The sequence below is a fragment of the Corynebacterium sp. UBA2622 genome, from assembly GCF_002339505.1.
Classification (GTDB): Bacteria; Actinomycetota; Actinomycetes; order Mycobacteriales; family Mycobacteriaceae; genus Corynebacterium.
In genome coordinates this window covers 1-25,918 of sequence record NZ_DDJO01000018.1, presented here as the reverse complement: position 1 = coordinate 25,918, position 25,918 = coordinate 1, and the positions used below count along the sequence as shown (strand labels likewise).

Annotated in this window: 26 protein-coding genes, 1 tRNA gene, 1 other RNA gene and 1 riboswitch; of the genes, 14 read left to right on the top strand and 14 right to left on the bottom strand. The window is 68.1% G+C overall.

Annotated features, from left to right (window positions below; genetic code table 11):
• The first annotated feature begins 83 nt into the window (after positions 1-83).
• The 3 genes from B3611_RS08295 (at position 84) to B3611_RS08285 (ending at position 4,324) form a co-directional block, all read left to right on the top strand.
• Positions 84-3,020 carry a UPF0182 family protein gene (locus B3611_RS08295; RefSeq protein ID WP_291314614.1) on the top strand — a complete coding sequence of 979 codons (2,937 nt, stop codon included), beginning with the start codon at positions 84-86 and terminating at the stop codon, positions 3,018-3,020.
• Between the two features lie 159 nt (positions 3,021-3,179).
• Positions 3,180-3,253: transfer RNA gene (locus tag B3611_RS08290), tRNA-Met, on the top strand.
• Between the two features lie 144 nt (positions 3,254-3,397).
• Positions 3,398-4,324 (top strand): M48 family metallopeptidase, encoded by a 927-nt coding sequence (locus B3611_RS08285; protein WP_291314613.1) that lies wholly within the window; start codon positions 3,398-3,400, stop codon positions 4,322-4,324.
• Between the two features lie 107 nt (positions 4,325-4,431).
• On the opposite strand, the gene B3611_RS08280 is transcribed toward B3611_RS08285, so the two are convergent.
• The gene (locus tag B3611_RS08280) at positions 4,432-5,373 is read right to left on the bottom strand and encodes a cation diffusion facilitator family transporter (protein WP_291314612.1); all 942 of its coding nucleotides are present in this window, start codon (positions 5,371-5,373) and stop codon (positions 4,432-4,434) included.
• Positions 5,374-5,625: 252 nt separating this feature from the next.
• On the opposite strand from B3611_RS08280, the gene B3611_RS08275 reads away from it, so the two are divergent.
• Positions 5,626-5,820: a glycerol dehydrogenase gene (locus B3611_RS08275; RefSeq protein ID WP_291314611.1), complete on the top strand. Its 195-nt coding sequence runs from the start codon at positions 5,626-5,628 to the stop codon at positions 5,818-5,820.
• A 26-nt stretch (positions 5,821-5,846) separates the two neighbouring features.
• Here B3611_RS08275 and B3611_RS08270 read toward each other — a convergent pair whose 3' ends face one another.
• From B3611_RS08270 to B3611_RS08210, 13 genes are all read right to left on the bottom strand, one after another.
• Positions 5,847-6,524 (bottom strand): type 1 glutamine amidotransferase domain-containing protein, encoded by a 678-nt coding sequence (locus tag B3611_RS08270; protein WP_291314610.1) that lies wholly within the window; start codon positions 6,522-6,524, stop codon positions 5,847-5,849.
• Positions 6,521-7,669 (bottom strand): ThiF family adenylyltransferase, encoded by a 1,149-nt coding sequence (locus tag B3611_RS08265; RefSeq protein WP_291314609.1) that lies wholly within the window; start codon positions 7,667-7,669, stop codon positions 6,521-6,523. Before B3611_RS08265 ends, B3611_RS08270 begins: the two co-directional genes overlap by 4 nt.
• A complete protein-coding gene (locus B3611_RS08260; RefSeq protein WP_291314608.1) occupies positions 7,666-8,448 on the bottom strand; it encodes a thiazole synthase in 783 nt (260 codons plus the stop codon). Before B3611_RS08260 ends, B3611_RS08265 begins: the two co-directional genes overlap by 4 nt.
• 2 nt (positions 8,449-8,450) lie before the next feature.
• Positions 8,451-8,654, bottom strand: coding sequence for a sulfur carrier protein ThiS (gene thiS, locus B3611_RS08255; RefSeq protein ID WP_291314607.1), 204 nt, complete (start codon positions 8,652-8,654; stop codon positions 8,451-8,453).
• Positions 8,651-9,760 (bottom strand): glycine oxidase ThiO, encoded by a 1,110-nt coding sequence (thiO, locus tag B3611_RS08250; RefSeq protein ID WP_291314606.1) that lies wholly within the window; start codon positions 9,758-9,760, stop codon positions 8,651-8,653. The genes thiS and thiO overlap by 4 nt, the downstream gene beginning before the upstream one ends.
• Positions 9,757-10,203, bottom strand: coding sequence for a GNAT family N-acetyltransferase (locus B3611_RS08245; RefSeq protein ID WP_291314605.1), 447 nt, complete (start codon positions 10,201-10,203; stop codon positions 9,757-9,759). Before B3611_RS08245 ends, thiO begins: the two co-directional genes overlap by 4 nt.
• Positions 10,204-10,224: 21 nt before the next feature.
• The gene (locus tag B3611_RS08240; protein ID WP_291314604.1) at positions 10,225-11,382 is read right to left on the bottom strand and encodes an MFS transporter; all 1,158 of its coding nucleotides are present in this window, start codon (positions 11,380-11,382) and stop codon (positions 10,225-10,227) included.
• An 8-nt stretch (positions 11,383-11,390) separates the two neighbouring features.
• Positions 11,391-12,050 carry a thiamine phosphate synthase gene (locus tag B3611_RS08235; protein WP_291314603.1) on the bottom strand — a complete coding sequence of 220 codons (660 nt, stop codon included), beginning with the start codon at positions 12,048-12,050 and terminating at the stop codon, positions 11,391-11,393.
• Positions 12,043-12,330 (bottom strand): DUF7218 family protein, encoded by a 288-nt coding sequence (locus tag B3611_RS08230; protein ID WP_291314602.1) that lies wholly within the window; start codon positions 12,328-12,330, stop codon positions 12,043-12,045. The genes B3611_RS08235 and B3611_RS08230 overlap by 8 nt, the downstream gene beginning before the upstream one ends.
• A 25-nt stretch (positions 12,331-12,355) precedes the next feature.
• Positions 12,356-14,155 carry a phosphomethylpyrimidine synthase ThiC gene (gene thiC / locus B3611_RS08225; protein WP_291314601.1) on the bottom strand — a complete coding sequence of 600 codons (1,800 nt, stop codon included), beginning with the start codon at positions 14,153-14,155 and terminating at the stop codon, positions 12,356-12,358.
• Positions 14,153-14,266: riboswitch (TPP riboswitch) on the bottom strand. It overlaps the preceding gene by 3 nt.
• Positions 14,267-14,286: 20 nt before the next feature.
• A complete protein-coding gene (locus B3611_RS08220) occupies positions 14,287-15,588 on the bottom strand; it encodes a DUF418 domain-containing protein (RefSeq protein ID WP_291314600.1) in 1,302 nt (433 codons plus the stop codon).
• A gap of 76 nt (positions 15,589-15,664) precedes the next feature.
• On the bottom strand, positions 15,665-16,462 hold the full coding sequence (hisN, locus tag B3611_RS08215; protein WP_291314599.1) for a histidinol-phosphatase: 798 nt from the start codon (positions 16,460-16,462) through the stop codon (positions 15,665-15,667).
• Positions 16,455-17,252, bottom strand: a complete 798-nt coding sequence (locus B3611_RS08210) for an inositol monophosphatase family protein (RefSeq protein WP_291314598.1) — start codon at positions 17,250-17,252, stop codon at positions 16,455-16,457. The genes hisN and B3611_RS08210 overlap by 8 nt, the downstream gene beginning before the upstream one ends.
• 100 nt (positions 17,253-17,352) lie before the next feature.
• Between B3611_RS08210 and prfB the strand changes: the two genes are divergently transcribed.
• The 10 genes from prfB to B3611_RS08160 all read left to right on the top strand — a co-directional run bounded on the left by prfB (position 17,353) and on the right by B3611_RS08160 (position 25,784).
• Entirely contained in the window at positions 17,353-18,459 is a 1,107-nt protein-coding gene (gene prfB / locus B3611_RS08205) for a peptide chain release factor 2 (protein ID WP_291314597.1), read from the top strand.
• A 78-nt stretch (positions 18,460-18,537) separates the two neighbouring features.
• Positions 18,538-19,230, top strand: coding sequence for a cell division ATP-binding protein FtsE (locus B3611_RS08200; RefSeq protein ID WP_291314596.1), 693 nt, complete (start codon positions 18,538-18,540; stop codon positions 19,228-19,230).
• 2 nt (positions 19,231-19,232) lie between these two features.
• A complete protein-coding gene (gene ftsX, locus B3611_RS08195) occupies positions 19,233-20,135 on the top strand; it encodes a permease-like cell division protein FtsX (protein ID WP_291314595.1) in 903 nt (300 codons plus the stop codon).
• A gap of 21 nt (positions 20,136-20,156) precedes the next feature.
• Positions 20,157-20,648 (top strand): SsrA-binding protein SmpB, encoded by a 492-nt coding sequence (gene smpB / locus B3611_RS08190; RefSeq protein ID WP_291314594.1) that lies wholly within the window; start codon positions 20,157-20,159, stop codon positions 20,646-20,648.
• Positions 20,645-21,301, top strand: a complete 657-nt coding sequence (locus B3611_RS08185; protein ID WP_291314593.1) for an SDR family oxidoreductase — start codon at positions 20,645-20,647, stop codon at positions 21,299-21,301. The genes smpB and B3611_RS08185 overlap by 4 nt, the downstream gene beginning before the upstream one ends.
• An 89-nt stretch (positions 21,302-21,390) precedes the next feature.
• Positions 21,391-21,770: a transfer-messenger RNA gene (gene ssrA / locus B3611_RS08180) on the top strand.
• Positions 21,771-21,992: 222 nt separating this feature from the next.
• Entirely contained in the window at positions 21,993-23,027 is a 1,035-nt protein-coding gene (locus B3611_RS08175) for a siderophore ABC transporter substrate-binding protein (RefSeq protein ID WP_291314592.1), read from the top strand.
• Positions 23,028-24,002, top strand: a complete 975-nt coding sequence (locus tag B3611_RS08170; RefSeq protein WP_291314591.1) for an ABC transporter permease — start codon at positions 23,028-23,030, stop codon at positions 24,000-24,002.
• 64 nt (positions 24,003-24,066) lie between these two features.
• The gene (locus B3611_RS08165; RefSeq protein ID WP_291314590.1) at positions 24,067-25,032 is read left to right on the top strand and encodes an iron chelate uptake ABC transporter family permease subunit; all 966 of its coding nucleotides are present in this window, start codon (positions 24,067-24,069) and stop codon (positions 25,030-25,032) included.
• Positions 25,029-25,784 carry an ABC transporter ATP-binding protein gene (locus B3611_RS08160; protein ID WP_291314589.1) on the top strand — a complete coding sequence of 252 codons (756 nt, stop codon included), beginning with the start codon at positions 25,029-25,031 and terminating at the stop codon, positions 25,782-25,784. Before B3611_RS08165 ends, B3611_RS08160 begins: the two co-directional genes overlap by 4 nt.
• Positions 25,785-25,918 lie beyond the last annotated feature (134 nt).

The window sequence follows — 25,918 nt, the reverse complement described above, 5'->3', positions numbered from 1 at the left end:
AACCCTTCTGGCCGCTCGGGCGTTGGTCACTTTAAGCTAAGACTCTAGTACGCGTTATTTGAAACTCTTTCTAAGGAGCAGGATTGGCTACCCGCCTAACCCAGCCTCGCCCGCGCCCAAGCCAGCCGAGTAAAGGCCTGGCCACGACCATTTTCATAGTCGGCGCCCTCATCTTCCTCGTTCCGCTGATCATCAGCTTCTACACAGACTGGCTGTGGTTCGGGGAGCTCGACTTCCGGAGCGTGTTCAGCAAGGTCATCATCTCCCGCGTGGTGCTCTTCCTCGTCTTCGCGGTCATCGGCGGAGCAATCAGCTATCTCGCGGCGCATTTCGCGTGGCGCGGGCGGCCCCGCGACCTCGGCGCGGATGACCCCTTCGCTTCCGGTCCGAACCCGTACCGGGCATCGATCAACGCCGGGGTGCGCACGCTGCTCATCTGGATTCCGGTGGCGGTGGCGCTCTTCAGCGGATTGATCGGCCAGCGGATGTGGCGCACGTTCATGCTGTGGCTCAACCGCTCCGACTTCGGCACCACCGACCCGCAGTTCCACCGCGACCTCGGGTTCTACGCATTCACCCTGCCCGCCCTCAACGTTGTCGTGGATCTGCTGTCCATGCTCCTCATCGTTGCGTTCATCGTCGGCCTGGTGGCGCACTACATGCTCGGCGGCATCCGCATCGGCAGCAACGTCGCCGGCGTGAAGGGCTTCATCTCCCGTCCCGCGCGCGTCCAGCTCGCTCTCACCGCGGGCCTGTGGATGCTGCTCAAGGCGGTCGGTTACTGGCTGGAGCGCTACAGCCTCCTGTTCCAGCAGAACGACATCTTTACTGGTGCGTCCTACACGACGATCAACGCGTCGCTGCCGGCGAAGATCATCCTCACCGTCATCGCGGTGATCGTCGCCGCGGCGTTCTTCGCGTCCATCGTCTACAAGGACTTCCGCGTCCCGGTCCTGGCCACCGTGCTCATGCTCTTCTCGGCCGTCGTCATCGGCGGCGTGTGGCCGGCGCTGCTCGAGCAGTTCTCCGTCAGGCCGAACCGCCAGGCCAAGGAAAACGAGTACATCGGCCGCAACATCGAGGCCACCCGCCAGGCCTACGGGCTGACCGACGACAAGGTCACCTACGACGACAACTGGGGCGGCAACGTCTCCAACAACGACGTGGCCAAGGATGCCGCGACCATCGCGAACATCCGCCTGCTCGACCCGGACATCATCTCGCCGACGTTCACCCAGAACCAGCAGCTGCGCAACTTCTACGGCTTCCCGGACACCCTTGCCATGGACCGCTACGAGGTAAACGGCGAGATGCGGGACTTCGTCGTCGCGGCCCGCGAGCTGAACCCGAACTCCCTGCAGGAAAACCAGCGTGACTGGATCAACCGCCACACCGTCTACACCCACGGCAACGGCTTCGTCGCGGCGCAGGCGAACACCGTCGACGAGGCGGCGCAGGACGCCGGCTCCACCCGTGGCGGTCTGCCCATCTTCTCCGTCTCCGACCTTCAGGCCAACGCCCAGGCGGAGGCCAGCAGTGAAGCGGAGCAGCTGGGCATCCGCGTCGACGAGCCCCGCATCTACTACGGGCCGGTGATCGCCGGAGCCAAGGACGGCCTGGATTACGCCATTGTCGGAGACAACGGCCAGGGCCCGGTGGAGTACGACACCGACACCTCCTCCTACACCTACTCCGGGCGCGCCGGTGTGAACGTGGGCAACTGGGTCAACCGGGCCGCCTACGCCGTAAAGTTCCACGAGCTGAACATGATCCTGTCCAACCGGGTCGGTTCCGACTCGAAGATCCTCTACGACCGGGACCCGCGCGAGCGCGTGCAGAAGGTCGCTCCCTGGCTGACCACCGATTCGAAGACTTACCCGGCCGTCGTGGACGGCCGCGTGAAGTGGATCGTGGACGGCTACACAACGCTCGCCGAGATGCCCTACGCCACGCGCACCTCGCTCACAGACACCACGCAGGACGCCCTCAACCCCGACGGCACCACCCAGCGCCTGGTGAACAAGAACCTGGGCTACATCCGCAACTCGGTCAAGGCCACCGTGGACGCCTACGACGGCAGCGTGGACCTCTACGCCTTCGATGAGTCCGACCCGGTGCTCAAGGCCTGGATGGGAGCCTTCCCCGACACCGTCCACCCCGGCAGCGACATCTCCCCGGACCTCCGGGAGCACCTGCGCTACCCCGAGGACCTGTTCAAGGTCCAGCGCGAGCTGCTTGCCCGCTACCACGTCAACGATCCGGGCGTGTTCTTCAACAACGACGCCTTCTGGTCGGTGCCGAACGATCCGACGGCTCCCGAGGGCCGCCAGGAACTGAACCAGCCTCCGTACTACGTGGTCGCCGCGGACCCGGAGACGCAAAAGCCCTCCTTCCAGCTGATCACGCCGTTCCGCGGCCTGAGCCGCGAGTTCCTCTCGGCGCACATGTCGGTGTCGTCCGACCCGGACAACTACGGCAAGATCACCGTCCGCGTGCTGCCCACGAACACGCAGACGCAGGGCCCGAAGCAGGCGCAGGACGCGCTGATGTCCTCCGACCAGGTCGCCCGCGACCGCACCCTGTGGCAGGGCACGAACGACCTGAAGAACGGCAACCTGCTCACCCTGCCGGTGGGCGGGGGAGAGATCCTCTACGTCGAGCCGATCTACTCGCAGCGCAAGGACCAAGCTTCGGCCTTCCCGAAGCTGCTGCGGGTGCTGGTCTTCTACCGCGGACAGGTCGGTTACGCCCCGACGATCTCGCAGGCTCTGAGCCAGGTGGGGATCAACTCCGACGCCGCCCAGGACATCGACATCGCGAACGACGGCGGAAACAACGCGCCCGCGCCTGCCCAGCAGGGTGGCAACGCCCCCGCCTCGGGCAGCCGCGACGACGCGCTCAAGCAGATCGACGACGCCCTGAAGCAGGTCCAGAGCGCGCGCAACGGCTCCTTCGAGGAGTACGGCCGCGCCCTCGACGGCCTGGACAAGGCCGTGGAAAGCTACAAGAACGCCAAGTAGGGCAGGGTGGAAGCGGGGCCGGGCGGGGAGACCTGCCGGGCCCCGCTTTATTCGCTTGGCGACACCCCTCACCAGCCGATTTGGTGTTGGGGAGGGAAGTCTATATAGTTCTTCTTCGTTGCCAGTTGATGGCAGCAGGTGAAAGTGAATATCACCCGTCGCGGGGTGGAGCAGTTCGGTAGCTCGCTGGGCTCATAACCCAGAGGTCGTAGGTTCGAATCCTGCCCCCGCTACTAAAAGGAAAGGCCTCCAGCTTTAAGCTGGGGGCCTTTTCCTGTGGACAGGTCACGGCGCGCTCTGCCGGTGCCACATTGTCGGTGCGGGGAGCGGCGGATAGCCTGGGTGGGTCACCTGTGCCAGCCGACCAGAAAGCGCCCATGGCCTCCCGTCTTCCCGCTGCATCCCCGCAATCCACCACCGGGCCCGAGTTGTCCGTGGCCGTCGAGGACGTACAGGGGAGCGGGCCGGGCGTCGCCAAGCTGCGGCACCGTGCGGAGATCCCGATGCTGGTGCTGGGGCTCGTCCTCACCGCCGCGATGGTCGCGGTGATCCTCTACCTCACCCTCACCGACACCCCGTTGCCCGACTGGGCGGCGGCGGCCCTTCTGGGGCTGCTCGCCCCGGTGATCGCGTGGGCGGTGCTGGGCAGGTGGCAGTACTGGAGCAAGATCGCGAACGGGGTGGAGGTCACCCCTCGCCAGCTGCCGCGGTTGTGGGACGAGTACGAGCGGCTCGCCCGGGACATGGGCTTCGGCGCGCCGGGGAAGGGTGTTCCCAGGCGGATGCGGCAGATTCCCCCGCTGTACCTCCTCAACGGGAACGGGACGCTCAACGCGTACTCGGCGAAATGCCGCACCCAGGCGGCCTACGTGGTGGTCTACAGCGACCTGGTGGACATGGCGTACCGCCACGACGACTTCTCGGGCCTGCGGTTCGTGCTCGCCCACGAGCTCGGCCACATCAAGTGCGGGCACGTGAGCTTCTGGAGGCTGATCGTCAACCCAGTTCTCACGCTCACCCGCCTGAGCCCGTCGCTGTCACGGGCGCAGGAGTACACCGCGGACCGCGCGGCGTGCTACTACGCCATGGAGGGGGCACCCTCGATGATGATCCTCTACGCGGGAAAGAACATGTACCCGGAGATCGATACCGATGCGTATTACGAGGCGGTGGAGGAACACTCCGACGGGTTCTGGCTCAAGGCGGTGAACTTCATGGCGGACCACGCCGTCGGTTTCCGGCGCATGGCCGCGCTGCGGCAGGCGCAGGAGCACGGGTGGGACGTGCACGGGAAGATGCTCTAACCCTTCCGCTACACCCAGCGCGCCTACACCCAGCGCGCCTACACCCAGCGCGCCTACACCCAGCGCGCCTACACCCAGCGCGCCTACACCCAGCGCGCCNNGCGCGCCTACCCCCAGCGCCCCCCGACCCGCGTCTCGGTGCCGAGGGGCTCGATGTGCACCACGGTCTCGGCGCCTCCGAGGGAGCGGGCGATGCCCTCCTCGATGAGGTCGGCGTAGGAGTGCGAGCGCTCGACGGACCAGTCACCGGGCACCTGCATCACGATGTTCACCAGGCGGTCGCGGCCGAAGGCGACCGCGCGCACGGAAGTGAAGGCGACGCCCTTCTCCGCGGCGAAGGCGTTCAGGTAACCGTCGATGGTGTCCAGCTCCTCCCGGGGCAGGGCCTGGTTGAGGAGCCCCAGGATCGCGCTTTTGAGCAGCTTGTAGCCGGTGAAGAGGATGTTCACGCCCACGGCCAGGGCGATGACGGGATCGAGGATCTCCCAGCCGGTGAGGGCCACGAGGGCGATGCCCACCAGAACACCCACGGTGGTCCACACGTCCGTGATGAGGTGGTGGCCGTCGGCGTCGAGGGTCGCGGAGCGGTAGCGTCGGCCGGCTCGGATGAGCAGGAGCCCCACCGCGAGGTTCAGGACGGAGGCGATCGTGGAGAGCAGAAGGCCCAGGCCCGCCTGCTCGATGGGCTGGGGGTGCAGGATGCGCTCCACCGCCGTGTAGATGATGGCGATGGCCGCGACGAAGATCATCGCGCCCTCGACCTGGGCGGAGAAGTACTCGGCCTTGGCGTGGCCGAAGGGGTGGTTGTCATCCGCCGGCTTGGCGGAGATCTTCAGCGCCCACAGGCCCACGACCGCGGCGACGACGTTGATCACGGACTCGATGGCGTCGGAAAGAAAGCCCACCGACCCGGTGATCAGCGCCGCGGCGAGCTTCAGGGCGATGGTGGCGATGGACGCGGCGATGGATAGCCACATGAAGCGCTCCAGCAGTGTCTGCTCCTGTGCGGGGCTACGCGGCGCATCGGTGGTGGGGGTGGTGTCTGACATGTTCGGGCCTCCGGAGGGGGCGCCGGCGGGCCATGAAAAAGAGACCGTTCGACGCCGCACTGTTTGCGGGGTCGAAGGTCTCGCTCACTCTTTCTCAGAGCTGACAGGCCGGGTGGGGGACCACCAGTGTGTCGACCTGCCACGACCGCGCGGCTGGCTGCCGCGAGGCGGATCTACTCCCCTTCATCGCCGGACAGCCTAGCACGCGCCCTTGGATCTCTGGGCCGAGCCGGTAGGCTGGCGCCGGTACGCATGAGACCGATGACTGAGGGGAGTACCACCGTGGGACGCTGGATTGTTGCAATTGCCGGGGCCGTGATCGGCGCGCTCTTCTTCGGGTGGGTCCTGAACATGCTGGGCGTGACGGGGATCCTCTACACAATCCTCGTGCTCGTCGGCTCGGCCGCCACGTCCTCGGCGGCGGGTGCTTTGATCCGGCCCCGGTAGCCGGGCGGGAACAAAACGGGTGAAGCCTAGAAGTTCTCCAGGATCGCCTCTGCCACGCCCGCGGCGCTGGTCGGGTTCTGGCCGGTGACCAGCTTGCCGTCCACCACGACGTGCTTGGTCATGGGCACGCGGGCCTTGGAGAATTCACCGGCCTGCTCGGTAAGGCGCTCCTCCAGGGAAAAGGGCACCTCGTTGGAGCGACGGGCGAGCTTCTCCTCGGCCCAGGTGTAACCGGTGACGCGCTTGCCGTCGAGAAGCCTGGTGCCGTCGGAGAGCGGGACGTCGAGAAGCCCGTTCGGGCCGTGGCACACCGCGGAGACGATCTTGCCGCTCTCGGTGAAGTGGGCCAGCGCCGCCTTGAGGGACTCGTCGTCGAAGTCGAACATCGTGCCGTGGCCGCCGATGAGGTAGATGCCGTCGTAGTCGTCGAGGGTGACGTCCGCGAGCGCCGGGGTGGAGTCAAGCTGCTCCATGAACGTCGCGTCCTCGTAGCGCTTGTTGGTGCCGCCCATGAGCAGGTAGGGGCCCTGCAGGCTCACCGGGTCAATGGGGACGGAACCGCCGGCGATGCTGGCCAGGTCAACCTGGTGCCCGGCCTTCTCCATCACGTCGTAGAAGTGCGTGTATTCGCCGAGCCACATGCCGGTGTGGATGCCGGTGGACTGGTAGCGGTGGGTGCTGGTGGATACTGCGAGGAATTTCATTGGCCCGAATCTAGTCCGTGCGCGTTCGCCCCGCCAGGAAGGTCGTGCAGCGTGATGCCGCGCCGGGCCGCCTCCCCGGCGAAGCGCTCCACAAAGCGCCGCGAGCGCGCACCGGAGGCGCAGTAAACCAGCACCTCCGACCCGGCACCAAAGCCGGCAAGCAGCTCCGTGGCCCGCTCCGGGCGGTCCTCCCACACCGAGGTCGGCAGGCTCACACCGGGGCGGGGGAGGTCGCGCAGCATCTTTTCGTGGGGTTCGCGCACGTCGATCGCGGGAAGTCCACGCGCGAGCAGCTTGGCGGCGCCCCCGTCCCCGCCCCGGCCACCCCCGGCGGGCACGGCGCACGCGCCCGCCCCGTAGTCGCCGAAGTCCGTGACCGGCGCGCGCCCCGGATCGCGGGCGACCGCGAAGGCCCTGATAGTCCCGGTCAGCGCGTCGTAGATGCGCAGCCCGCCGACGCGGGACTCGCCGACACCCGTGAGGTGCTTCACCACCTCCGTGGCCATGAGGCCGCCGACGACCGAGGTGGTCACCCCGAGCACTCCCGCGGTGGCGCAGTCCGGCACCGAGCCGGCTGCGGGCTGGGCGGGGTAGAGGTCGCGCATTCCCGCGCCGTCGGCGGGCGCGCCGGGCCCGGACCACCACAGGGCGATGTCCCCCCTGTAACGCAGCACCGAGCCCCAGACAAGGGGGGTACCGGTGATCTCCGCGGCGTCGGCGGCGAGGAACTTGGTGGCGAAGGTGTCGGAGCCGTCGACGAGCACGTCGACATCGCCCAAAAGATCCAGGGCGTTGGCGGCGGTGAACCGCTCGGCCAGCGCGGTGACGGTGATCCCCGGCTGCAGCCCTTCCAGCCGCCCGCGGGCCACCTCAACCTTGGCGCGGCCCACGTCCGCGGCGCTGAAGAGGGTCTGGCGGTGGATGTTGGAGAGGTCGACGGTGTCGTCGTCAAGCACCGTGATGCGCCCGACACCGGTTGCGGCGAGGGCCTGCATCACCGGGCAGCCGAGCCCGCCGGCGCCAATGACGAGCACGTGCGCGCGGTGGAGGGCCTCCTGCTGGGTCAGGCCGAAGCCGGGGAGGTTCATCTGCCGGGCGGTGCGCTCCAGCTCCCCGCGGGGCAGGTCGGACCCGCGCGGGCTCACAGGACCTGGTCGGCCCAGCTGGCCAGTCCCTCGAAGCTGGAGGAGGCCACCGCGTGCTCGCGGCGGGGGATGCGCCCGGCACCGCGGGCGAGCTCACCGGATTCCACGGCGAGCTTCATCGCCCGCGCCATGGCCACGGGGTCCTGGCAGCGGTTCACGGCGCTGGCCAGAAGGACCCCGGCGCACCCGAGCTCCATGGCCAGGGCCGCATCGGAGGCGGTGCCCACCCCGGCGTCGATGAGCACCGGGACCCCGGCGCGGGAGCAGATCAGCTCGATGTTGTGGGGGTTGAGGATCCCCAGCCCCGTGCCGATCGGCGCCCCCAGGGGCATGACCGCGGAGGCTCCGGCGTCCTCGAGGCGCCGCGCCGCGACGGGGTCGTCGGAGGTGTAGGCGAGGACGGTGAACCCGTCGTCGACGAGCAGCTCGCAGGCGTCGACGGTCTCCACCACGTCAGGAAGCAGCGTGCGGTCGTCGGCGATGACCTCGAGCTTGACCCAGTCGGTGCCCAGGGCCTCGCGGGCGAGCCGAGAGGTGATCACGGCGTCGCGCGCGGTGCGACAACCCGCGGTGTTGGGCAGAGCGGCGATGCCGAGGCGGGTGAGCATCTCGAAGACGGACTCCCCGCCGGGCGCGCTCGCGGCGTGGCGGCGCATGGCCACGGTGGTCAGCTCGGTGCCCGAGGCCACGAGGGCGCGCTCCAGCATGTCCATCGAGCTCGCGCCGCCGGTGCCCATGATGAGCCGCGAGCCGAGTTTCCGTCCGGCAATCTCGAGCACGGTTAACCTCCCTGGACCGCTGTGAGGATGTCCACGCGCGCCCCCTCGGCGAGCCCGGTGGCCGCCCAGGCGGAGCGGGGGACCACCTCGCCGTCCACGGCCACGGCGGTACCCGCGGCGGGCACCTCGCCGCACGCCTCAACCACGAGGGCCTCCACGGTGTCCGCGGCGGTGTCCCGGGGCTCGTCGTTCAGCGTGATCTTCATCGGTTCCTCCCACGGTCTGAGTGCCTCATCGGGTCGCACGCGGTCAAGTCTACGGAGGGCTCCCGCTTCTCGACGACCTCGGCACCGCACCTGGCGGCCAGCGAGGCCAGCAGGATGCCGTGGCGGAAATACCCGGTGGAGACGACGACGCGGTCGCTCACGCGCCCCAGGTAGGGCAGGTCGTCGGGGGAGCCGGGGCGGGCGCCGGTGGTGGTCTCCAGGAAGTCGCAGTCCTCGATTCCCGGGGCGATCTCGATGGCGTCGCGCAGCAGCTGGAACACCCCGCTGACCTGCGGCGTGGGGCGGTCGTCCTCGCGGCTGGTGGCGCCGATGGTCAGAGTGTGGTCCTCCCGGGGGATGAGGTAGACAGGGCGGTCCTCCACGAAGCCGCGGATAACCCGGTCCACCAGCGGGTACTGGTGCTCGGGCACGCGCAGCTGCACCACGTCGCCGTAGACGGGGCGCAGCTTCAGCGGGGCCTCGCCGGAATACCAGCCCATGATGTCGCGGGCACCGAGACCGGCACAGATGATCACCTGGTCCGCTTCGAGGGCGGAAACGTCGGTGATCCGTTCTTCGCGGAAGGTGACGGAGGCGGCGCGGCAGGCGTCGTAAAGCGCGCGCGTGAACAGCCTCGGCTGGACCTGGTGGTCCCCGGCGATGCGCACCACCCCGGCCAGCGAGGGGGAGAGGGCGGGTTCGAGGGTGCGGGCCTGGCGGGTGGTCAGGGAATCGACGTCCATGCCGCGTTCGCGCTGGTAGGCGCGCAGCTGCTCGAGGTGGGCGCGGTCCGCCCTGTCCCGCGCCACCACGAGGGTGCCCTCCGTGCGGTAACCGGTGGGCAGGTTGGAGAACCTGGCGGTGAGGGCGATGAGCTCGGGGTACCACTCGGCGGCGCGGTTCATCAGGGGAAACAGCGGGTCCTGCCGGTAGACCATCTCCGCCGTGGGCGCGAGCATCCCGCCCGCGTGGTGGGAGGCACCGGACAGCGGCTCCGGGTCGTGCACCGTGACGGCGTGGCCCCGGTCCGCGAGGGTGAGTGCGGTGGCCAGCCCCACGATGCCCGCCCCAACGACGGAAACGGTGAGTGCTCCGGTCGCGGTCACGCGCCCGCTCCGCGACGGATCCTCATCCGCCTGTGGGGAACACCGGTATCGAGGAACTCCTCGCCCTCCTCCACGAACCCGAACCGGTTGTAGTACCCCACCAGGCCGGCCTGCGCCTCGATGACGAGGTCCCCCTCCCAGCGTGTGGTGTAGTCGATGGCCTGCCCCAGCAGCTCGTGCCCCAGGCCCGTCCCGCGCGCGGCGGGGGCGACCACGAAACGCCCGAAGTGGGGCCCGTCCCCCGCGGGGAAGACGCGGCCGCATGCGAGCAGTGCACCGTCTTCGCCCCAGGCGAGGACGTGCCGGGTTTCGGGGTCGGCGTCGATGTCGTCGAGTTCGTTGTACGGGCAGTTCTGCTCGGCGACGAAGACGTCGACGCGGAGCCGGAAGAGGGCGTAGGCCTGAGGGCCCGTGAGCTCCCCGAGGGTTCTGAATTCAATCATCAGGATCTCCTGTCTGCGGTTTCAGGCGCGGTTGAGGTAACGCGACCGGATCTGAGCCGCGCGGACGGTGGCGGAGACCACGGCCAGCGCGGCGAGCACGAAGAAGGGCAAGGACGGGCCGACGCGCGGCTCCAGCCACTGGATCAGCGGCGGGAGGCCGAAGCCGACGTAAGTGGCCGCGTAGTACATGCCCATCACGCGCCCGCGGTGCGCCGGGGGCGCGTAGGTGTTCACATCCAGCAAGCCGTCGCGCAGGCACAGGCCGTACGCCGCCCCGAGCAGGACCGTCGCGGCGAAAAAGAGCGGCAGTGGCGGGGTCGCGCCCCCGAGCCCGGCGAGCAGCATTCCGGCCGCCGCCAGGACAGCCCCGGTGACCCCGGCCCGCGGGCCCCAGTCGAAACGTCTGCCCAGCGCCTGGACTACGAGGCCGGTGCCGAAGCCGATGACGGCCGCCAGCCCCGGCAGGAAGACACCGGTGGAGAAGTACTCCGCGACGCGGGCGGACAACCCCACCATCGGGGTCGTGATGGACGCAAAGACCCACACCGCCACCGGCACCGCGGTGGCCAGCGCCCGAGCGGCGGACCGCCCGCCGGGGGCCGCACCGCTTCCCGGTGAGGCGGCCGGCGCGATCACCCGCGGCACGTCACCCGCGCGCAGCGAGTACACCACGGCGCACAGGGACAACCCGATGGTGAGGGCGAAGGGGACCCACACAGGTGCGAAGGTCTCCGCCACCACGCCCGAGAAAAACGGGCCGAGCGCGAAACCCGAGGTGAGCACGATACCGGCCAGCGTCGCACCGCCGGCTCCGCCCAGGCGCGCAGCCCAGGCGGTGCCGGCGCTGACCACCAGGCCCACGCCGAGGCCCACCACGAACCGCCCGCACAGCAACCCCGCCGGGCCGTGGAAGACGAGCAGCACGAGGTTGCCGAGCGCCGCGACGAGGCTGCCCGACATCACCACCGGCCGCGCCCCGACCCGGTCCGCGACCGCGCCACCGGCCAACAGGGAGGGCAGCAGCCCCAGTGCGTAGATGCCGTAGGCGCCGTTGACCAGCAGGGGGGACAGGTGCAGCCGCTCCCTCAGCACTACCAGCACGGAGGCGAAGTGGTTGGCGGACCACCCCGCCGTCACCAGGAAGAGGATGACGCTGGCGAAGACACGCCGGTTAGCCATGCGTGCCCCTACCCGGCCGCGCCGCGGTCGAATTCACGGATCACCCGCTCGACGTAGCCGCGGGGGTCCGCGGCGTTCATGATCCCGCGCACGATCGCCACCCCGTCCACGCCCGTGCGCGCCAGGTCGCGGGCATCCTCCGCCGTCACGTCGCCGATGGCCACTACCGGCACCCGGGACGCGCGAACGAGCTCCGGGTAACCCTCGAGCCCGAGGAGCGGGCGGCCCGAGTTTTTCGTGGGGGTCGCGCGGAAGGGGCCCGCGCCGATGTAGTCGATGCAGTCGGCCACCTCGTTTGCATGTTCAACCAGCTCGAGCGTGCCCGTGGTCAGGCCGATCACGGCATCGGGGCCGAGCAGGTCCCGCACGACGCGCACGTCCAGGTCGTCCTGGCCCACGTGCACGCCCGCGACCCCCTCGCCGCGAAGGGCGAGGGCGACGTCCGGGCGGTCGTCGACAAGCACCCGCGTCCCGGGGCTGACCTTATGCACCTCGCGGGCCACCTCGCGCGCGAGGAGGTACAGATCCCGCGCGGAGATCGGTTTGCTGCGCACCTGGATCACCCCGGCGCCGCCGAGGGCCGCCTCCCGCGCGCGCTTGACGACGTCCGGCCCCGCGCCCGTGACAAAGTAGCAGCGCAGGTCGAGACCGGCGCGGCCGTCAGTCATTGCGCAGGGCTTTGATCAGCTCGTCCTTGTTCATGTCCGACCGCCCCTCAATTTCCAGCTCCCGGGCGCGCTCGTAGAGCTCGTCGCGGGTCCAGTCCTCGTACGAACCGGACTTCCCGCCCTTCTCACCCACCTTGGAGCGCGAGGACTTGGCGGCGGCGTTGGCGATGGCCGCGGCCTTGGACTTGGAGTTGCCCTCCTCGCGGAGCTTCTCGTAGAGTTCACCGTCCTTGACGGACGGGCCGCCGGGGGTCTTTTCCGGGTTCTTGTCTTCAGCCATGGTGCTCAAGTGTAGGGGCGCGCCCCTAGGAATTCGCCCCCTCCGGAAGGTAGACCTGGGAACCGAGCTCTCGGAATTCCTCGGCCATCTTCTCCTCGCCCTCGCGCCGGGTCACCGACGGGGTGAAGGTGGGGATCCCGAGGTCGGCGATGAGGGACTGGTTTTCCGGCGTGAGCGCCTCGTCGAGCTTGTCGCCGAACTCGTCGCGGATGTCCTGGCTGATGCGCATGGAGCAGAACTTCGGGCCGCACATGGAGCAGAAGTGCGCCGTCTTCGCGGGCTCGGCGGGCAGGGTCTCGTCGTGGTAGGCCTGAGCGGTGTCGGGGTCGAGCGAGAGCGCGAACTGGTCGTTCCAGCGGAACTCGAAGCGCGCCTTGCTCATCGCGTCGTCCCACTCGTGGGCCCCGGGGTGGCCCTTGGCCACGTCCGCGGCGTGGGCGGCGAGCTTGTAGGTGATCACGCCCGTCTTCACGTCGTCCTTGTTGGGCAGGCCGAGGTGCTCCTTCGGCGTGACGTAGCACAGCATCGCAGTTCCGCCGGCGGCGATGTTGGCGGCGCCGATGGCGGAGGTGATGTGGTCGTAACCCGGAGCGATATCGGTGACCAGGGGGCCGAGGGTGTAAAACGGCGCGCCGCCGCACCACTCCTCCTCCTTGTCGTTGTTGATCTGGATCTTGTTCAGCGGTACGTGACCGGGGCCCTCGATCATCACCTGGACGTCGTAGTCCCAGGCGCGCCTGCACAACTCGCCGATGGTCTTCAGCTCAGCGAACTGGGCGGTGTCGTTCGCGTCGGCGATGGAGCCGGGGCGCAGGCCGTCACCGAGGGAGAAGGCGACATCGTAGGCGGCGAAGATCTCGCAGAGCTCGTCGAAGTTCTCGTACAGGAAGGACTCCTTGTGATGGGCGAGGCACCAGCCGGCCATGATGGAGCCGCCGCGGGAGACGATGCCGGTGACGCGCCGGGAGGTCAGCGGTACGAAGGGCAGGCGCACGCCGGCGTGGACCGTCATGTAGTCCACGCCCTGCTCGGCCTGCTCGATGACGGTGTCGCGGAAGATCTCCCACGTCAGCTCCTCGGCCATCCCGCCGACTTTCTCCAGCGCCTGGTAGATGGGCACGGTGCCGATGGGCACGGGGGAGTTGCGCAGGATCCACTCGCGGGTGGTGTGGATGTCGTTGCCGGTGGACAGGTCCATCACGGTGTCCGCGCCCCAGCGCGTGGCCCAGCGCAGCTTGTCCACCTCCTCGCGGATGGAGCTGGTCACGGCGGAGTTGCCGATGTTCGCGTTGATCTTGGTCAAAAACGCGTTGCCGATGATCATCGGCTCGCTCTCCGGGTGGTTGACGTTGTTGGGGATGATCGCCCGGCCCGCCGCGACCTCCGAGCGGACCTTTTCCACGTCACAGTGCTCGCGCAGCGCGACGAACTCCATTTCGCGCGTGACGACGCCCTGCCGGGCGTAGTGCATCTGCGTCACGCGCCTGCCCCCGCGGGCGCGCAGGGGAGCCCGGCGCACCCCGCGCCACTCCTCGCTGGCTGCCCCCCGCTTGGCGGCGCGGGTGCCGTCGTCAAGCAGGTTGCGCTCGCGGCCGGTGTACTCCTCGACATCCCCGCGTCCGGTGATCCACCCTGTGCGCAGGCCCGGCAGGCCGTCCTCGGGTTCGGCCCACGGCCCGCGGGTGCGGTAGATGGAGAAGTCGGGATTAGGCCCGGTGGGGGAATCGTCGAGCTGGATGGCGGTTTCGGGGATCTCGAGGCCGTCGCGCACGATGGGTGCGTAGCGGTGCTTGGGGTGGATTTCGCGCGCGTAAATGTCTGTCATGACACTCCTTCAACTTCCTTCGCTGGTGCTAACCAGACAGGTTCAAACGGTGCCCGCGCGGGATTCAGCGCGGTCTCAGCCCCTGACCATGGGGCGCCCGTGTTAGGTCGTGCCGTTCAGCGTATCCGGTTTCAGCGGGTTTCGGGAGAGGTTTCCCCGCGCACCCCGCCAGTGCCGGCCACGGGAGCGCCGGGCCCGGGGGAGTAGGGCTCCAGCCGCTTGGTCGGCCCGTAGGAGAGGCGCCGGTGCAGGCTCTCGAAGGGCCCCTGGATCCCGTACCTCTCCAGGACGGAGGCGAGCGCGAGGGTGACCAGCCACACGAGGACGGCGACCCCCGTCTTGCCCGTGATGGAGGCGTGCAGGCCCAGGCCGAGGGTGAAGGGCATGGTAAAAGCGATGAAGAGGAACGACTGCGCGAGGTAGCCCGTCATGGAGCGCTTCCCCAGCGCGACGAAGGGGTGTGCCCACGCCGGCGCGGAAGGGTCTCCCACCTCCTCGTACCGGCGGTACATCCGCTTCTGCACGGGGTCGGCCACGAGGGTCAGGCCGGCCAGGATGCCGGGCCCGGTGAAGGACCCCAGCCCCGTGTTGAGGATGTAGAGGGGGCCCTCCCAAGCGGGGTCGATCACCCCGATGGCGGACAACCCGAGGGGCAGCCCGAGGAGGACCACCACGGCCGCCGCGACGCACACCCACGTGACCAGGATGCGGCGGTGCCTGTCCACGTCAACGAGGTAACCCTCCCGCGCCCAGACGTAGCCGATGAGCACGAGGCCGATGAGCGAGAAAGCCCCGAATGGAACGCTGGCCAGCATGGACACCGCCTGGGCCACGTTTTCGCGCACGTATTCGGCCGGTGTGAGCAGATCGGTGGTGGGTGTTCCGTGCAGGCCCATGCCGTCGTCCGTGAAGAAGGACCCCGCCGCTGCGAGGGCGGAGAGCAGGGCGGAGGCCCCGAGCGTGCAGTAGGCGACGATCCGCAGCGCCCGCGTTGACTGCGTGAAAAGTAGCGCCACGATCACGCCGATGGTCCCGTACATCACCATGATGTCGCCGTAAAAGAGCAGGAAAAGGTGGGCGAGGCCGAACAGCGCCAGGAAGGCGTAGCGCCGCACGAGCACCCTGCGGGCCGCGGCCGGCGGGTAGTGCTTGCGGTAGAGGCTTGCGGCGATCAACCCGATGCCGAAGCCCAGCAGCGTGGAGAACATCGGCAGGCCACGGACGTGGACGAACATCGCGGCGAACACCGCGAGCGCCTGATCGGGGAGATTGCCCGGCCGCACGCCGCCGAGGGTCCAGCCGAGCCCCCCGGGCGTGTCGTAGTCGTTGATGATCCACGCCTGCGCCGCGTTCGCGGTCGCGATGCCCAGCAGCGCGAGGCCGCGGGCCAGGTCGGGGACGATGAGTCTCGGGGGCTGCTGCGCGTGATTCACCCGGTCACCCTAACACCGGCGCGTCAGGGGATGACCGGGAAAAGTGCCCCGGCAGCGGCACCGGTCACCCGGTTGGCTACCCCTCGCCGAGGGTGCCGAGGGCGGTGAGGGCGGCGCCGTGAAGCCGGCCGTTGGTGGCCACCGCGTCGCCGCCGTGGGGGCCTTCCTCACCCGCGAGCGAGGTGAATCGGCCGCCGGCCTCGGTCACCAGGACCGCAAGGGCCGCGAGATCCCAGAGGGAGACCTCGGGCTCGGCGGCGATGTCCACCGCGCCCTCGGCGACCAAGCAGTAGGAGAAGAAGTCGCCGTAACCGCGCAGCCGCCAGGTCTTCTCCGTCAGCTCCAGGAAGCGCTCCCGCAAGCCGCGCTCCTCCCACCCGGCCAGGGAGGACATGGACAGCGAGGCGTCCGCGAGATCACCCACGCCGGAGACGGAGAGACGTTTGAGCGCGCCGCCGTTGAAGGTGCGCCACGCCCCGGAGCCCTCGGAGGCGTACCAGCGCCGGGCGAGGGCGGGCGCGGAGATGACGCCGACCACCGGCTCGCCGTCGACGAGCAGCGAGATGAGCGTGGCCCACACGGGCACTCCCCGCACGAAGTTCTTGGTGCCGTCGATGGGGTCAATGACCCACTGCCGGCCCTCGAACACGGCGTCGCCGCCGAACTCTTCGCCGATCACCGCATCGCTGGGCCGGGTTTCCTCCAACTTGCCGCGCAGCGCCTCCTCGACGGAGAGGTCGGCATCGGAAACCGGCGTCATGTCCGGTTTGGACTCGACGCTGAGGTCGGCGGATTCAAAGCGGTCCATGGTGACGGAGTCCGCGATGTCCGCCAATTCGAGGGCCAGGGCGAGGTCGTCGGCGTAGTTAGACATGGCCCTCAAGCCTAGCCCTAATATCCCCGACGATTTGCGGGTTCCCGGCGACGCACCAGGTCACGCCGCCCGCCTCGACCTTGACGGCCTCGCCGCCCACGGCCTGGATCAGCGCCTTGCCGGGCAGCCAGTCCCAGTCCGCCACGCTGTGCTGCAGCCACGCCCCGAGCTGGCCGGAGGCGATGTTCGCCAGGTCCACCGAGCCCGCGCCCCACATGCGGATCGTCGCGGCGTCGCGCACCACGCGCAGCCAGGTCTCGCGCACCCCGTCGTCGCGCATGAACGTGGGGTGGAGGTAGGTCACCACCGCCTCTTCGCTTATCGACGCCCCCTCGAGGCGACCCAGTTCGATGCCGTTGCGCGTTGCCCGCCCGTCCGCCGCCAGCCAGGTCGTGCGCGTCGCCGGCCGGTTCACCGCCCCGATCATGACGTCCTCTCCGTCGGTGAGGGCGAGCGCGGAGCAGAAGTAGTCGGAGCCCCGGGAGAAGTTGAACGTACCGTCTACGGGGTCGATCACCCAGGTCCGGCCGCTGGCGGAGTCGCGGGCGGCCCCCTCCTCCCCGAGGATCCCGTCGTCCGGGCGCAACGCCTCGAGGGCCCCGGCGACGAACCCTTCTGCGGCGCGGTCGGCGTCCGTGACCACGTCGGAGACGGATGTCTTGTAGTCCGTGGTCACACCCTCGCCCCTCATGCGCAGGGCGAGGTCGCCCGCGTGCTTGACGAGGGCGTCGGCAAGCTGTGTGTCGCTGGATTCCCGGTGGGCGTGAATGAATTCTTCGGTGGTCGGCATGGGCTCCATTATGGGCGCGCCGCCAGCCCGTGTCAGCGTGGTGGAGAGGCCCGGCTCGCGGTGGCGGCGGGTTCCCGGCGCTCCGCTAAAGTGGGGCGTTATGCATCCCGAGACTTCATCGCGCATCCAAAACCTCGATTCGACGCTCACCACCATTGAAAAGGTGATGGACCTCGACGAGATGGGGGCGCGGGTGCGCGAGCTGGAGCAGCAGGCGAACGACCCCTCCCTGTGGGACGACCCCTCGCACGCGCAGAAGGTCACCACGGAGCTCTCAAACGTCCAGGGGCGGCTGCGCAAGATCACGGGCCTGCGTTCGCGGGTCGACGACCTGCCCGTCATGTACGAGCTCGCCGAGGAGGAGGGGGATCCCTCCCTCGCCGCCGACGAGCTGGCGGACCTCGAGGAGGCCGTGGCGTCGCTCGAGGTGCAGACGATGCTTTCGGGCGAGTACGACGAGCGCGAGGCCGTGGTGAACATCCGCTCCGGCGCGGGCGGGGTCGACGCCGCCGACTGGGCCGAGATGCTCATGCGCATGTACGTGCGCTGGGCGGAGAAGAACGGCCACAAGGTGGACGTCTACGACATCTCCTACGCCGAGGAGGCGGGGATCAAGTCGGCCACCTTCGCGGTGCACGGCGAGTACATGTACGGCCAGCTCTCGGTGGAGCAGGGCGCGCACCGCCTTGTGCGCATCTCGCCCTTTGACAACCAGGGTCGGCGCCAGACGTCCTTCGCCGAGGTGGAGGTGCTGCCCGTGGTGGAGCAGACTGACCACATCGACGTGCCGGATTCCGACATCCGCGTGGATGTCTACCGCTCTTCCGGCCCCGGCGGGCAGTCGGTCAACACCACCGACTCCGCCGTGCGCATCACGCACCTCCCGACCGGGATCGTGGTTACCTGTCAGAACGAGAAGTCGCAGATCCAGAACAAGGCTTCCGCGATGAACGTGCTCCAGTCCAAGCTCCTGGAGCGTAAGCGCCAGGAGGAAAAGGCGGAGATGGATGCGCTCGGTGCCGGGGGCAACGCCTCGTGGGGCAACCAGATGCGCTCCTACGTCCTGCACCCGTACCAGATGGTCAAGGACCTGCGCACGAACTACGAGGTGGGGGACCCGCAGAAAGTTCTCGACGGCGACATCGACGGGTTCCTCGAGGCGGGCATCCGCTGGCGGATGGCGCAGTCCCAGGCGGAGGGGGAGTGAGCGACCCACGCGCGACAGCGCAACAGGCGTGCTCCCGAGTGGTTTTGTGTCACACCCGTAACAGGTAGGGTGTGACGGGTGATTAGATTTTCGGATGTCACCAAGATCTACCCGACCTCCACGCGCCCCGCGCTGGACAACGTCTCTTTCGAAATCGGCGACGGCGAGTTCGTCTTCCTCATCGGCCCCTCCGGCTCGGGCAAGTCGACCTTCCTGCAGCTGATGATCCGCGAGGAGAACGTCTCCGGCGGCGACATCTACTTCAACGACTTCCACGTCAACGCCCTGAAGGGCCGGGAGATCAACCGGCTGCGCCAGTCCATCGGCTACGTCTTCCAGGACTTCCGCCTCCTGCCCAAGCTCAACGTGTACGACAACGTCGCGTTCGCCCTGGAGGTCACCGGCAAGTCGAAGACGAAGATCGCCAAGCTGGTGCCCGAGGCGCTCGAGCTCGTCGGCCTCGACTCGAAGGCCCGGCGCATGCCCAACGAGCTCTCCGGCGGCGAACAGCAGCGCGTGGCCATCGCGCGCGCCTTCGTCGACAGGCCCCCGCTCGTGCTTGCCGACGAGCCGACGGGCAACCTGGACCCCGCCACCGCCGACGAGATCATGGGCCTTCTGGCCCGCATCAACCGCCTCGGCTCGACGGTGGTGATGTCCACCCATAACGCGCGCGCCGTCAACGACATGCGTCAGCGCGTGATGGAGCTGCACCTGGGCAAGCTGGTGCGCGACGACAGCCACGGTGTGTACGGAACGGAAGGGCGCTAAGCATGAACTGGGGATTTATCTTCCGCGAGGGCCTGCGCGGGCTCGGACGCAACATCACCATGACCATCGCGCTCATCATCACCACCGCGCTTTCCCTGGTGTTGGTCGGCGCGGGCATCATGATCTCGCAGGCCACGGCCGAGACGAAGGACCTCTACCTCGACCGCGTCGAGGTGATGGTGGAGCTCGACGAGCAGATCTCCTCCTCGGACACCGACTGCTCCAGCACCGAGTGCAAGGAGGTCCGCGACAAGCTCCAGTCCGACGACCGCGTCGAGCAGGTCACGTTCCGCTCCCGCCAGCAGTCCTACGAACGCTTCGTCGAGCTGTTCAAGGACACCGAGCCGGAGCTGGTCCGCGAGACCAGCCCGGACGCCCTTCCGGCCGCGCTCCACGTGCGCCTGAAGGATCCCGCCGATGCCTCGCCCATCGACGAGATCCGCGACATGCCCCAGGTGGCCGTGGTGACAGACCAGGCCGACACCGTCCGCCACGCGGCGGGCACGATGGACACCTTCCGCAACGTCGCCTTCCTCGTGGCGGGCGCGCAGGCCGTCGCCGCGGTGTTCCTCATCGCCAACATGGTCCAGCTCGCGGCGTTCAACCGCCGGGAGCAGATCGGCATCATGCGGATGGTGGGCGCGTCGCGCTGGTTCACCCAGGCGCCGTTCGTGCTGGAGGCCGTCGTCTCCGTCCTCGTCGGCGGGATCGTCGGCACGCTCGTGGCGTGGGCAAGCAAGCGCTTCGTCGTCGACCCGATGCTGAGCGACCTCTACTCATCCCAGCTGATCGCGCGCGTGCCCGACTCCACCGTGTGGGTTGTCATGCCGCTTGTCACCCTCGCGGCGGTCGCGCTCGGCGGCATCGCCGCGCAGGTGGCGCTTCGTAGTTACGTGCGAAACTAGCGCGCTAGACTGCTAGGGGTTATGGCCAAGAAGAAGAAAAAGCAGACCCCCGGCGGTGTCGTCGCGTCGAACCGCAAGGCGCGGCACGATTACACGATCCTCGACACCTACGAAACGGGCATCGCCCTCGTGGGCACGGAGATCAAATCGCTGCGCGAGGGCAAGGCGAGCTTGGTCGAGGCCTTCGCCACCATCGACAACGGCGAGGTGTGGCTGCGCAACCTCCACATTCCGGAGTACTCGCGCGGGTCGTGGACGAACCACAGCCCGCGCCGCACGCGCAAGCTGCTCATGCACCGCCGGGAGATCGACTCGCTGGAGGGCAGGATCAAGGACGGAAACCGCACCCTGGTCCCGCTGTCGCTCTACCTCAAGGACGGGCGCGCCAAAGTGGAGCTCGGCCTGGCGCAGGGCAAGCAGGATTACGACAAGCGCCAGAGCATCAAGCGGCGCACCGAGGACCGGGAAATCGCCCGCGACCTCGGCCGGAAGCTGAAGGGGATCAAGGCGTGAAGAAGGCACTCGTCACCGGCGCTTCCCGGGGGATCGGCCGGGCCATCGCAGAGGAGCTGGGGAGAGACCACCACGTCTACGTGGGCGCGAGCAGCGACGCCTCAGAGGTCGTCGCAGAGCTCCCCTCGGCCGAGCCTTTCGAGGTGGACCTGCGCGACCCCGAAGCCCTCGCCCGCGCCGCCGGGCGCATCGGGGAGCTCGACGTGCTCGTCCATGCCGCCGGCCTTTTCCCGAAGGGTCGCTTCGAGGACCTCACCCGCGCCCAATGGATGGAGGCCTTCGAGGTCAACGTCTTCGCCGGCGTCGATCTCGCCCGCGCACTCCTGCCCGCTTTACGACGCTCCTCGGGCCTGCTGGTGACCATCAACTCCGGGGCCGGGTTCCACGGCGTGGAGGAGGGCACGGCCTACTGCGCCACGAAGTACGCGCTGAAGGGTTTCACGGACGCGCTGAGCCTGGAGGAGAAGGGCCGCGTCCGCGTCACCTCCATCCACCCGGGGCGGACGGACACCGACATGATTTCCGGCAATGAGCACGGCGATGCCCCGAAGATGGCCCCCTCAGCCGTGGCGCGCGCGGTGCGCCTGGCGGTCGATGCGGGCCCTGGCGCCACCGTCGAGTTTCTCCGCGTGGCGCCTTCCGGGTTGGGGTAGCCGCGCGCCGGGGCCTCTTGCGGGCCGGGGGAGGGGAGGGCTAAGCTTACCTTTCCTACGGTTCAAGCAGATTCCCGCCGTAGCGCAATGGGGATGATTTTGGTTTCGACTCCATTGATCAATCCAGGGGAAGCGTGCCGGTGCAGGCTGGAGACCACCGTGAGCGTCGCAGCAAACAATAAACGCAGAGAAGAACTCTCAGCGTGACTACGCCCTCGCTGCCTAAGTAGCGACCGCGTGTCTGTCAGGCCGGGCCCGTCCCCGTCCCGGTACCTGGCATCGACTCAGGGGACTTGCCTTCCGGCCTTGTCAGCGGGGTTCGGAAGGGACTTCTCACACTGACTGGGCCCGTCATCCGGACATGTTTGCCTGATCCGGAGGGCCGAGCAGAGGCGTAGCGCGAACTGCGCACGGAGAAGCCCTGGTGCGGTAATGGAGGACCCGGGTTCAATTCCCGGCATCTCCACCGTTAAACCCCCGGCCACATGTGGCCGGGGGTTCTCCCATGTCTGGGGGCCTGCGGGTCACCCCCGCGATACCCCCGGCCGCGAATTAGAAAACACTTGTGTGCTGTAAATACGCGGGGCGCGTGAAACGGGGCGGGGGTAAGGATTGGCTTACTTAACTGCAACTTGTACCTTGACCCAGGTAAGCCTTACCTACTTTTGGATGAATCAAAGGAGCGGATCCCATGTCCCGTTTCACCGCGCGCACCGCCGTTGTCGCGCTGGCCGCCGTCACGTCCCTGGGCCTCGCCTCGTGCTCGACCGGGGAGAAGGCCTCGACCGCAACCGGTGCCTCGAGCTCCGCCGACGGGGCTGCGGGCTCCGCGAGCGCGACGGCGGCCACCGACTCGGTGACCGTGGAGGACAACACGGGCCAGAAGGTCGTTCCCAGCCCGCCGAAGCGCGTCGTGGCCCTGGACAACCGCTCCTTCGAGATCGTCGACCAGTGGGGGATCAAGCCCGTCGCAGCGGCCCGCCAGCTCGTCCCCACCACAATCCCGGGCATCGGTGATGACGAGAACATCGTCGACATCGGCAGCCACCGCGAGCCCAATCTCGAGGCGATTGTCGCGGCCGACCCGGATGTCGTCGTCTCGGGCCAGCGCTTCCAGAAGTACGACGGCGAGATCGGCAAACTCGTCCCCGACGCCGCCGTCCTCGACTTCGAACCCCGCGACGGCAAGCCCCTCGACGAAGAGCTCATCCGCCAGACCGAGGCTCTGGGCGAGGTCTTCGGCAAGCAGGACGACGCCAGAAAGCTTGTCGACGACTTCACCGCCGCCCGGGACCGCGCCAAGTCCGCCTACAACCCGGACCAGACCGTCATGGCGCTCAACGCCTCCGGCGGTGAGCTCGGTTACGTCGCTCCGGGCATCGGGCGGGTCTGGGGCCCCGTCTTCGACATGCTGGGAATGAAGCCCGCCCTGAAGGTGGACAACGCGACCAACGACCACCAGGGCGACGACATCTCCGTCGAGTCCATCGCCCAATCCAACCCGGACTGGATTCTCGTGCTCGACCGTGATGCAGGCACCCGCTCCGACGAGGGGTCACCTTCCGCCCAGACCGTGATCGCCGACTCGCAGCCGCTGAAGAACGTCACCGCGGTCAAGGACAACCACGTCTACGTCGCGCCGGCCGACACTTACACCAACGAGTCGATCATCACCTACACCGAGATCCTTAACCAGCTCGCCGACTCCTTCGAGGCCGCCAAGTAGATGCCATCGACCTCCACCGCCACCCGCCCGGCGCTCCTCGACTGGAGGCTCCTGGCGGGTGCCGCCATTGTTGCCGCCCTCCTGGCCGCCTCTCTGTTCGTCGGGCAGTACGACATCTGGCGCAGCCCGGACGGCTGGGAAATGTTCCGGGCCACCCGCGTCCCGCGCACCATTGCGCTGGTGCTGGCCGGCGCGGCGATGGCGATGAGCGGGCTGATCATGCAGATGCTCACCCAGAACCGCTTCGTGGAACCAACCACGACGGGCACCACGGAGTGGGCCGGGCTGGGGCTCCTCACCACGCTGGTTGTCGCTCCGCACGCCCCGATCCTCGTGCGCATGCTCGTCGCAGTCGCCTTCGCCTTCGCGGGAACGATGGTCTTCTTCCTCTTCCTGCGGCGCGTGACCCTGCGGTCCTCGCTCGTGGTACCGATCGTTGGGATCATGCTGGGAGCGGTGGTCAGTTCGGTCTCGACGTTCTTCGCCCTGGAGACGAACCTGCTGCAGTCGCTCGGTGTGTGGTTCGCGGGCTCCTTTACCAGCGTTATCGCCGGCCAGTACGAGGTGCTGTGGATTGTGCTCGCCGTGGTGGTCGCCGTGTTCCTCTACGCGGACAAGCTCACCGTCGCGGGTCTGGGCCAGGATGTGGCCACGAACGTCGGCCTGGACTACAACAGGGTCGTGCTCGTGGGCACCGGCCTGGTCGCCGTCGCCTCCGGTGTGGTCACCGTGGTGGTGGGCAACCTACCCTTCCTCGGTCTCATCGTCCCCAACGTGGTGAGCATGGTGCGCGGCGACGACATCCGCTCGAACCTGCCCTGGGTGTGTGTCCTGGGCGTGGGCATCGTCACCGTGTGTGACCTCCTCGGTCGCATCATCATCGCGCCCTTCGAGATGCCGGTCTCGGTCATCCTCGGGGTGGTCGGCGCGGCGGTTTTCGTGGCGCTCATCGTGAGGCAGACGCGCCGTGGGTAGGGCAGGGGTGATGAAACCGGTGCGCGACGAAAGACACGTGGGCGCGTTCCAGACGTCGCAAAGCATGCGGCGATACTGGCTCGCGCTTGGGGTCCTGGCGGTGCTCGCGCTTGCGTTTGTCGCGGGGTTGATTGCATACGGCAACCCCGTGGATTACGGCACCCGCGGCTACTGGCTCATCGCGAGGCGGCGCATGAACTCGGTGATCGCCATGTTCATCGTCGCCCTGTGCCAGTCGCTGGCGACCGTGGCCTTTCAGACGGTGACCAACAACCGCATTCTCACACCGTCGATCATGGGTTTCGAATCCCTCTACGTCGCGATCCACACGGCCACCGTCTACTTCCTCGGGGTCGCCGGGCTGAATAACGCGCGGACGCTGCCGATGTTCCTCGCCCAGGTGGCGGTGATGGTCGGCCTTTCCCTCGTGCTCTACACCTGGCTGCTGGCGGATTCCGCGAACAACATGCACGCCATGCTGCTCGTGGGCATCGTCATCGGGGGAGGTCTCGGGTCACTGTCGACGTTCATGCAGCGCATGCTCACCCCAAGCGAGTTCGACGTGCTCACCGCCCGCATGTTCGGCTCCGTCAACAACGCGGACCCGCACTTCTATCCCGTGGCCATGCCGCTGGTGGGTGTGGCGGCACTGCTCTTGGTCCTCAACTCGAAGAGGCTCAACATCCTGGCGCTGGGCAGGGACGTAGCGGTGAACCTGGGGGTCAGCCACCGGCGGAACGCGGTTGCCACCCTCGTGCTCGTCTCGGTGCTCATGGCGGTCTCCACTGCGCTGATCGGCCCGATGACCTTCCTCGGATTCCTCGTCGCGACGCTGGCGTACCTGTTCACGGACACCTACGACCACCGGTACGTCTTCCCAATGGCCTTCCTGCTCGCGTTCGTCATCCTCGCCGGCGCCTACTTCCTCATGAACCACATCTTCTACGCCCAGGGGGTGGTCTCCATCATCATCGAGCTGGTGGGGGGCCTGTCCTTCCTCGTCGTCATCCTCAGAAAGGGCCGGCTGTGATCGCGCTTCACGACGTCCAAAAAACCTACGGGAAAGAAACCTCCATCGGCCCCGTCGATCTCGAGATCCCCGCCGGCGGCATCACCGCGCTGATCGGGCCGAACGGTGCCGGCAAGTCTACCCTGCTCACCATGATCGGCCGTCTCCTCGCGGTCGATTCCGGCACCGTCGAAATCGGGCAGATGGACGTGACCACCGCGAATTCGAGGGACCTGGCGAAAATCGTCTCAATCCTGCGCCAGGAAAACCACTTTGTCACCCGCCTTACCGTGCGCCAGCTCGTCGGCTTCGGCCGGTTCCCGTACACGGGCGGCCGGCTCACGGTTGACGACGAGCGCATTATCTCGAAGTACATCGACTTCCTCGGGCTCACACCCCTGGAGAACCGCTACCTCGACCAGCTCTCAGGAGGGCAGCGCCAGCGGGCGTACGTGGCGATGGTGTTGTGCCAGGAAACCCAGTACGTGCTCCTCGACGAACCGCTGAACAACCTGGACATCTCGCACTCCGTCGACATGATGCGGCATCTCCGCAGCGCCGCCAGCGAGCTGGGGCGAACGATCGTCATCGTTCTCCACGACATCAACTTCGCCGCCCGGTACGCGGACTACATCTGCGCGGCCAAGGACGGACGCATCGCGGCCTTTGGAACACCTGCGGAGGTCATGCGCGACGAACTGCTCACCGCCATCTTTGACACCGAGGTGCGGGTCATCGAGGGGCCGCACGGCCCGATCGCCACTTATCACTGAACTTGGCGCGGCCTAAAAGGGGCGATAAGCAGCCGGTTTGCGTGGTTGTGGGTGTGGTGGTTATTGTTTCTTCTCGTCGCCGCGGCGAGGTTGTTCCCGGGTTTCGGGGGTTGGCCTGGTTGTGGTGGTGGGAT

Excerpts from the sequence above, each read along its gene's own strand:
- thiS (WP_291314607.1), bottom strand. The coding sequence starts at position 8,654 with ATGAAGATCACGCTGAACGACGAGCCCCGGGACACCGCCGCGGACACC.
- hisN (WP_291314599.1), bottom strand. The coding sequence starts at position 16,462 with ATGTCTAACTACGCCGACGACCTCGCCCTGGCCCTCGAATTGGCGGAC.
- prfB (WP_291314597.1), top strand. The coding sequence starts at position 17,353 with ATGCATCCCGAGACTTCATCGCGCATCCAAAACCTCGATTCGACGCTC.
- B3611_RS08235 (WP_291314603.1), bottom strand. The coding sequence starts at position 12,050 with ATGACTGACGGCCGCGCCGGTCTCGACCTGCGCTGCTACTTTGTCACG.
- B3611_RS08175 (WP_291314592.1), top strand. The coding sequence starts at position 21,993 with ATGTCCCGTTTCACCGCGCGCACCGCCGTTGTCGCGCTGGCCGCCGTC.
- B3611_RS08165 (WP_291314590.1), top strand. The coding sequence starts at position 24,067 with ATGCGGCGATACTGGCTCGCGCTTGGGGTCCTGGCGGTGCTCGCGCTT.
- B3611_RS08270 (WP_291314610.1), bottom strand. The coding sequence starts at position 6,524 with ATGAAATTCCTCGCAGTATCCACCAGCACCCACCGCTACCAGTCCACC.
- B3611_RS08285 (WP_291314613.1), top strand. The coding sequence starts at position 3,398 with ATGGCCTCCCGTCTTCCCGCTGCATCCCCGCAATCCACCACCGGGCCC.
- B3611_RS08230 (WP_291314602.1), bottom strand. The coding sequence starts at position 12,330 with ATGGCTGAAGACAAGAACCCGGAAAAGACCCCCGGCGGCCCGTCCGTC.
- B3611_RS08210 (WP_291314598.1), bottom strand. The coding sequence starts at position 17,252 with ATGCCGACCACCGAAGAATTCATTCACGCCCACCGGGAATCCAGCGAC.
- B3611_RS08280 (WP_291314612.1), bottom strand. The coding sequence starts at position 5,373 with ATGTCAGACACCACCCCCACCACCGATGCGCCGCGTAGCCCCGCACAG.
- thiC (WP_291314601.1), bottom strand. The coding sequence starts at position 14,155 with ATGACAGACATTTACGCGCGCGAAATCCACCCCAAGCACCGCTACGCA.
- B3611_RS08245 (WP_291314605.1), bottom strand. The coding sequence starts at position 10,203 with ATGATTGAATTCAGAACCCTCGGGGAGCTCACGGGCCCTCAGGCCTAC.
- B3611_RS08170 (WP_291314591.1), top strand. The coding sequence starts at position 23,028 with ATGCCATCGACCTCCACCGCCACCCGCCCGGCGCTCCTCGACTGGAGG.
- B3611_RS08275 (WP_291314611.1), top strand. The coding sequence starts at position 5,626 with ATGAGACCGATGACTGAGGGGAGTACCACCGTGGGACGCTGGATTGTT.
- B3611_RS08240 (WP_291314604.1), bottom strand. The coding sequence starts at position 11,382 with ATGGCTAACCGGCGTGTCTTCGCCAGCGTCATCCTCTTCCTGGTGACG.
- smpB (WP_291314594.1), top strand. The coding sequence starts at position 20,157 with ATGGCCAAGAAGAAGAAAAAGCAGACCCCCGGCGGTGTCGTCGCGTCG.
- ftsX (WP_291314595.1), top strand. The coding sequence starts at position 19,233 with ATGAACTGGGGATTTATCTTCCGCGAGGGCCTGCGCGGGCTCGGACGC.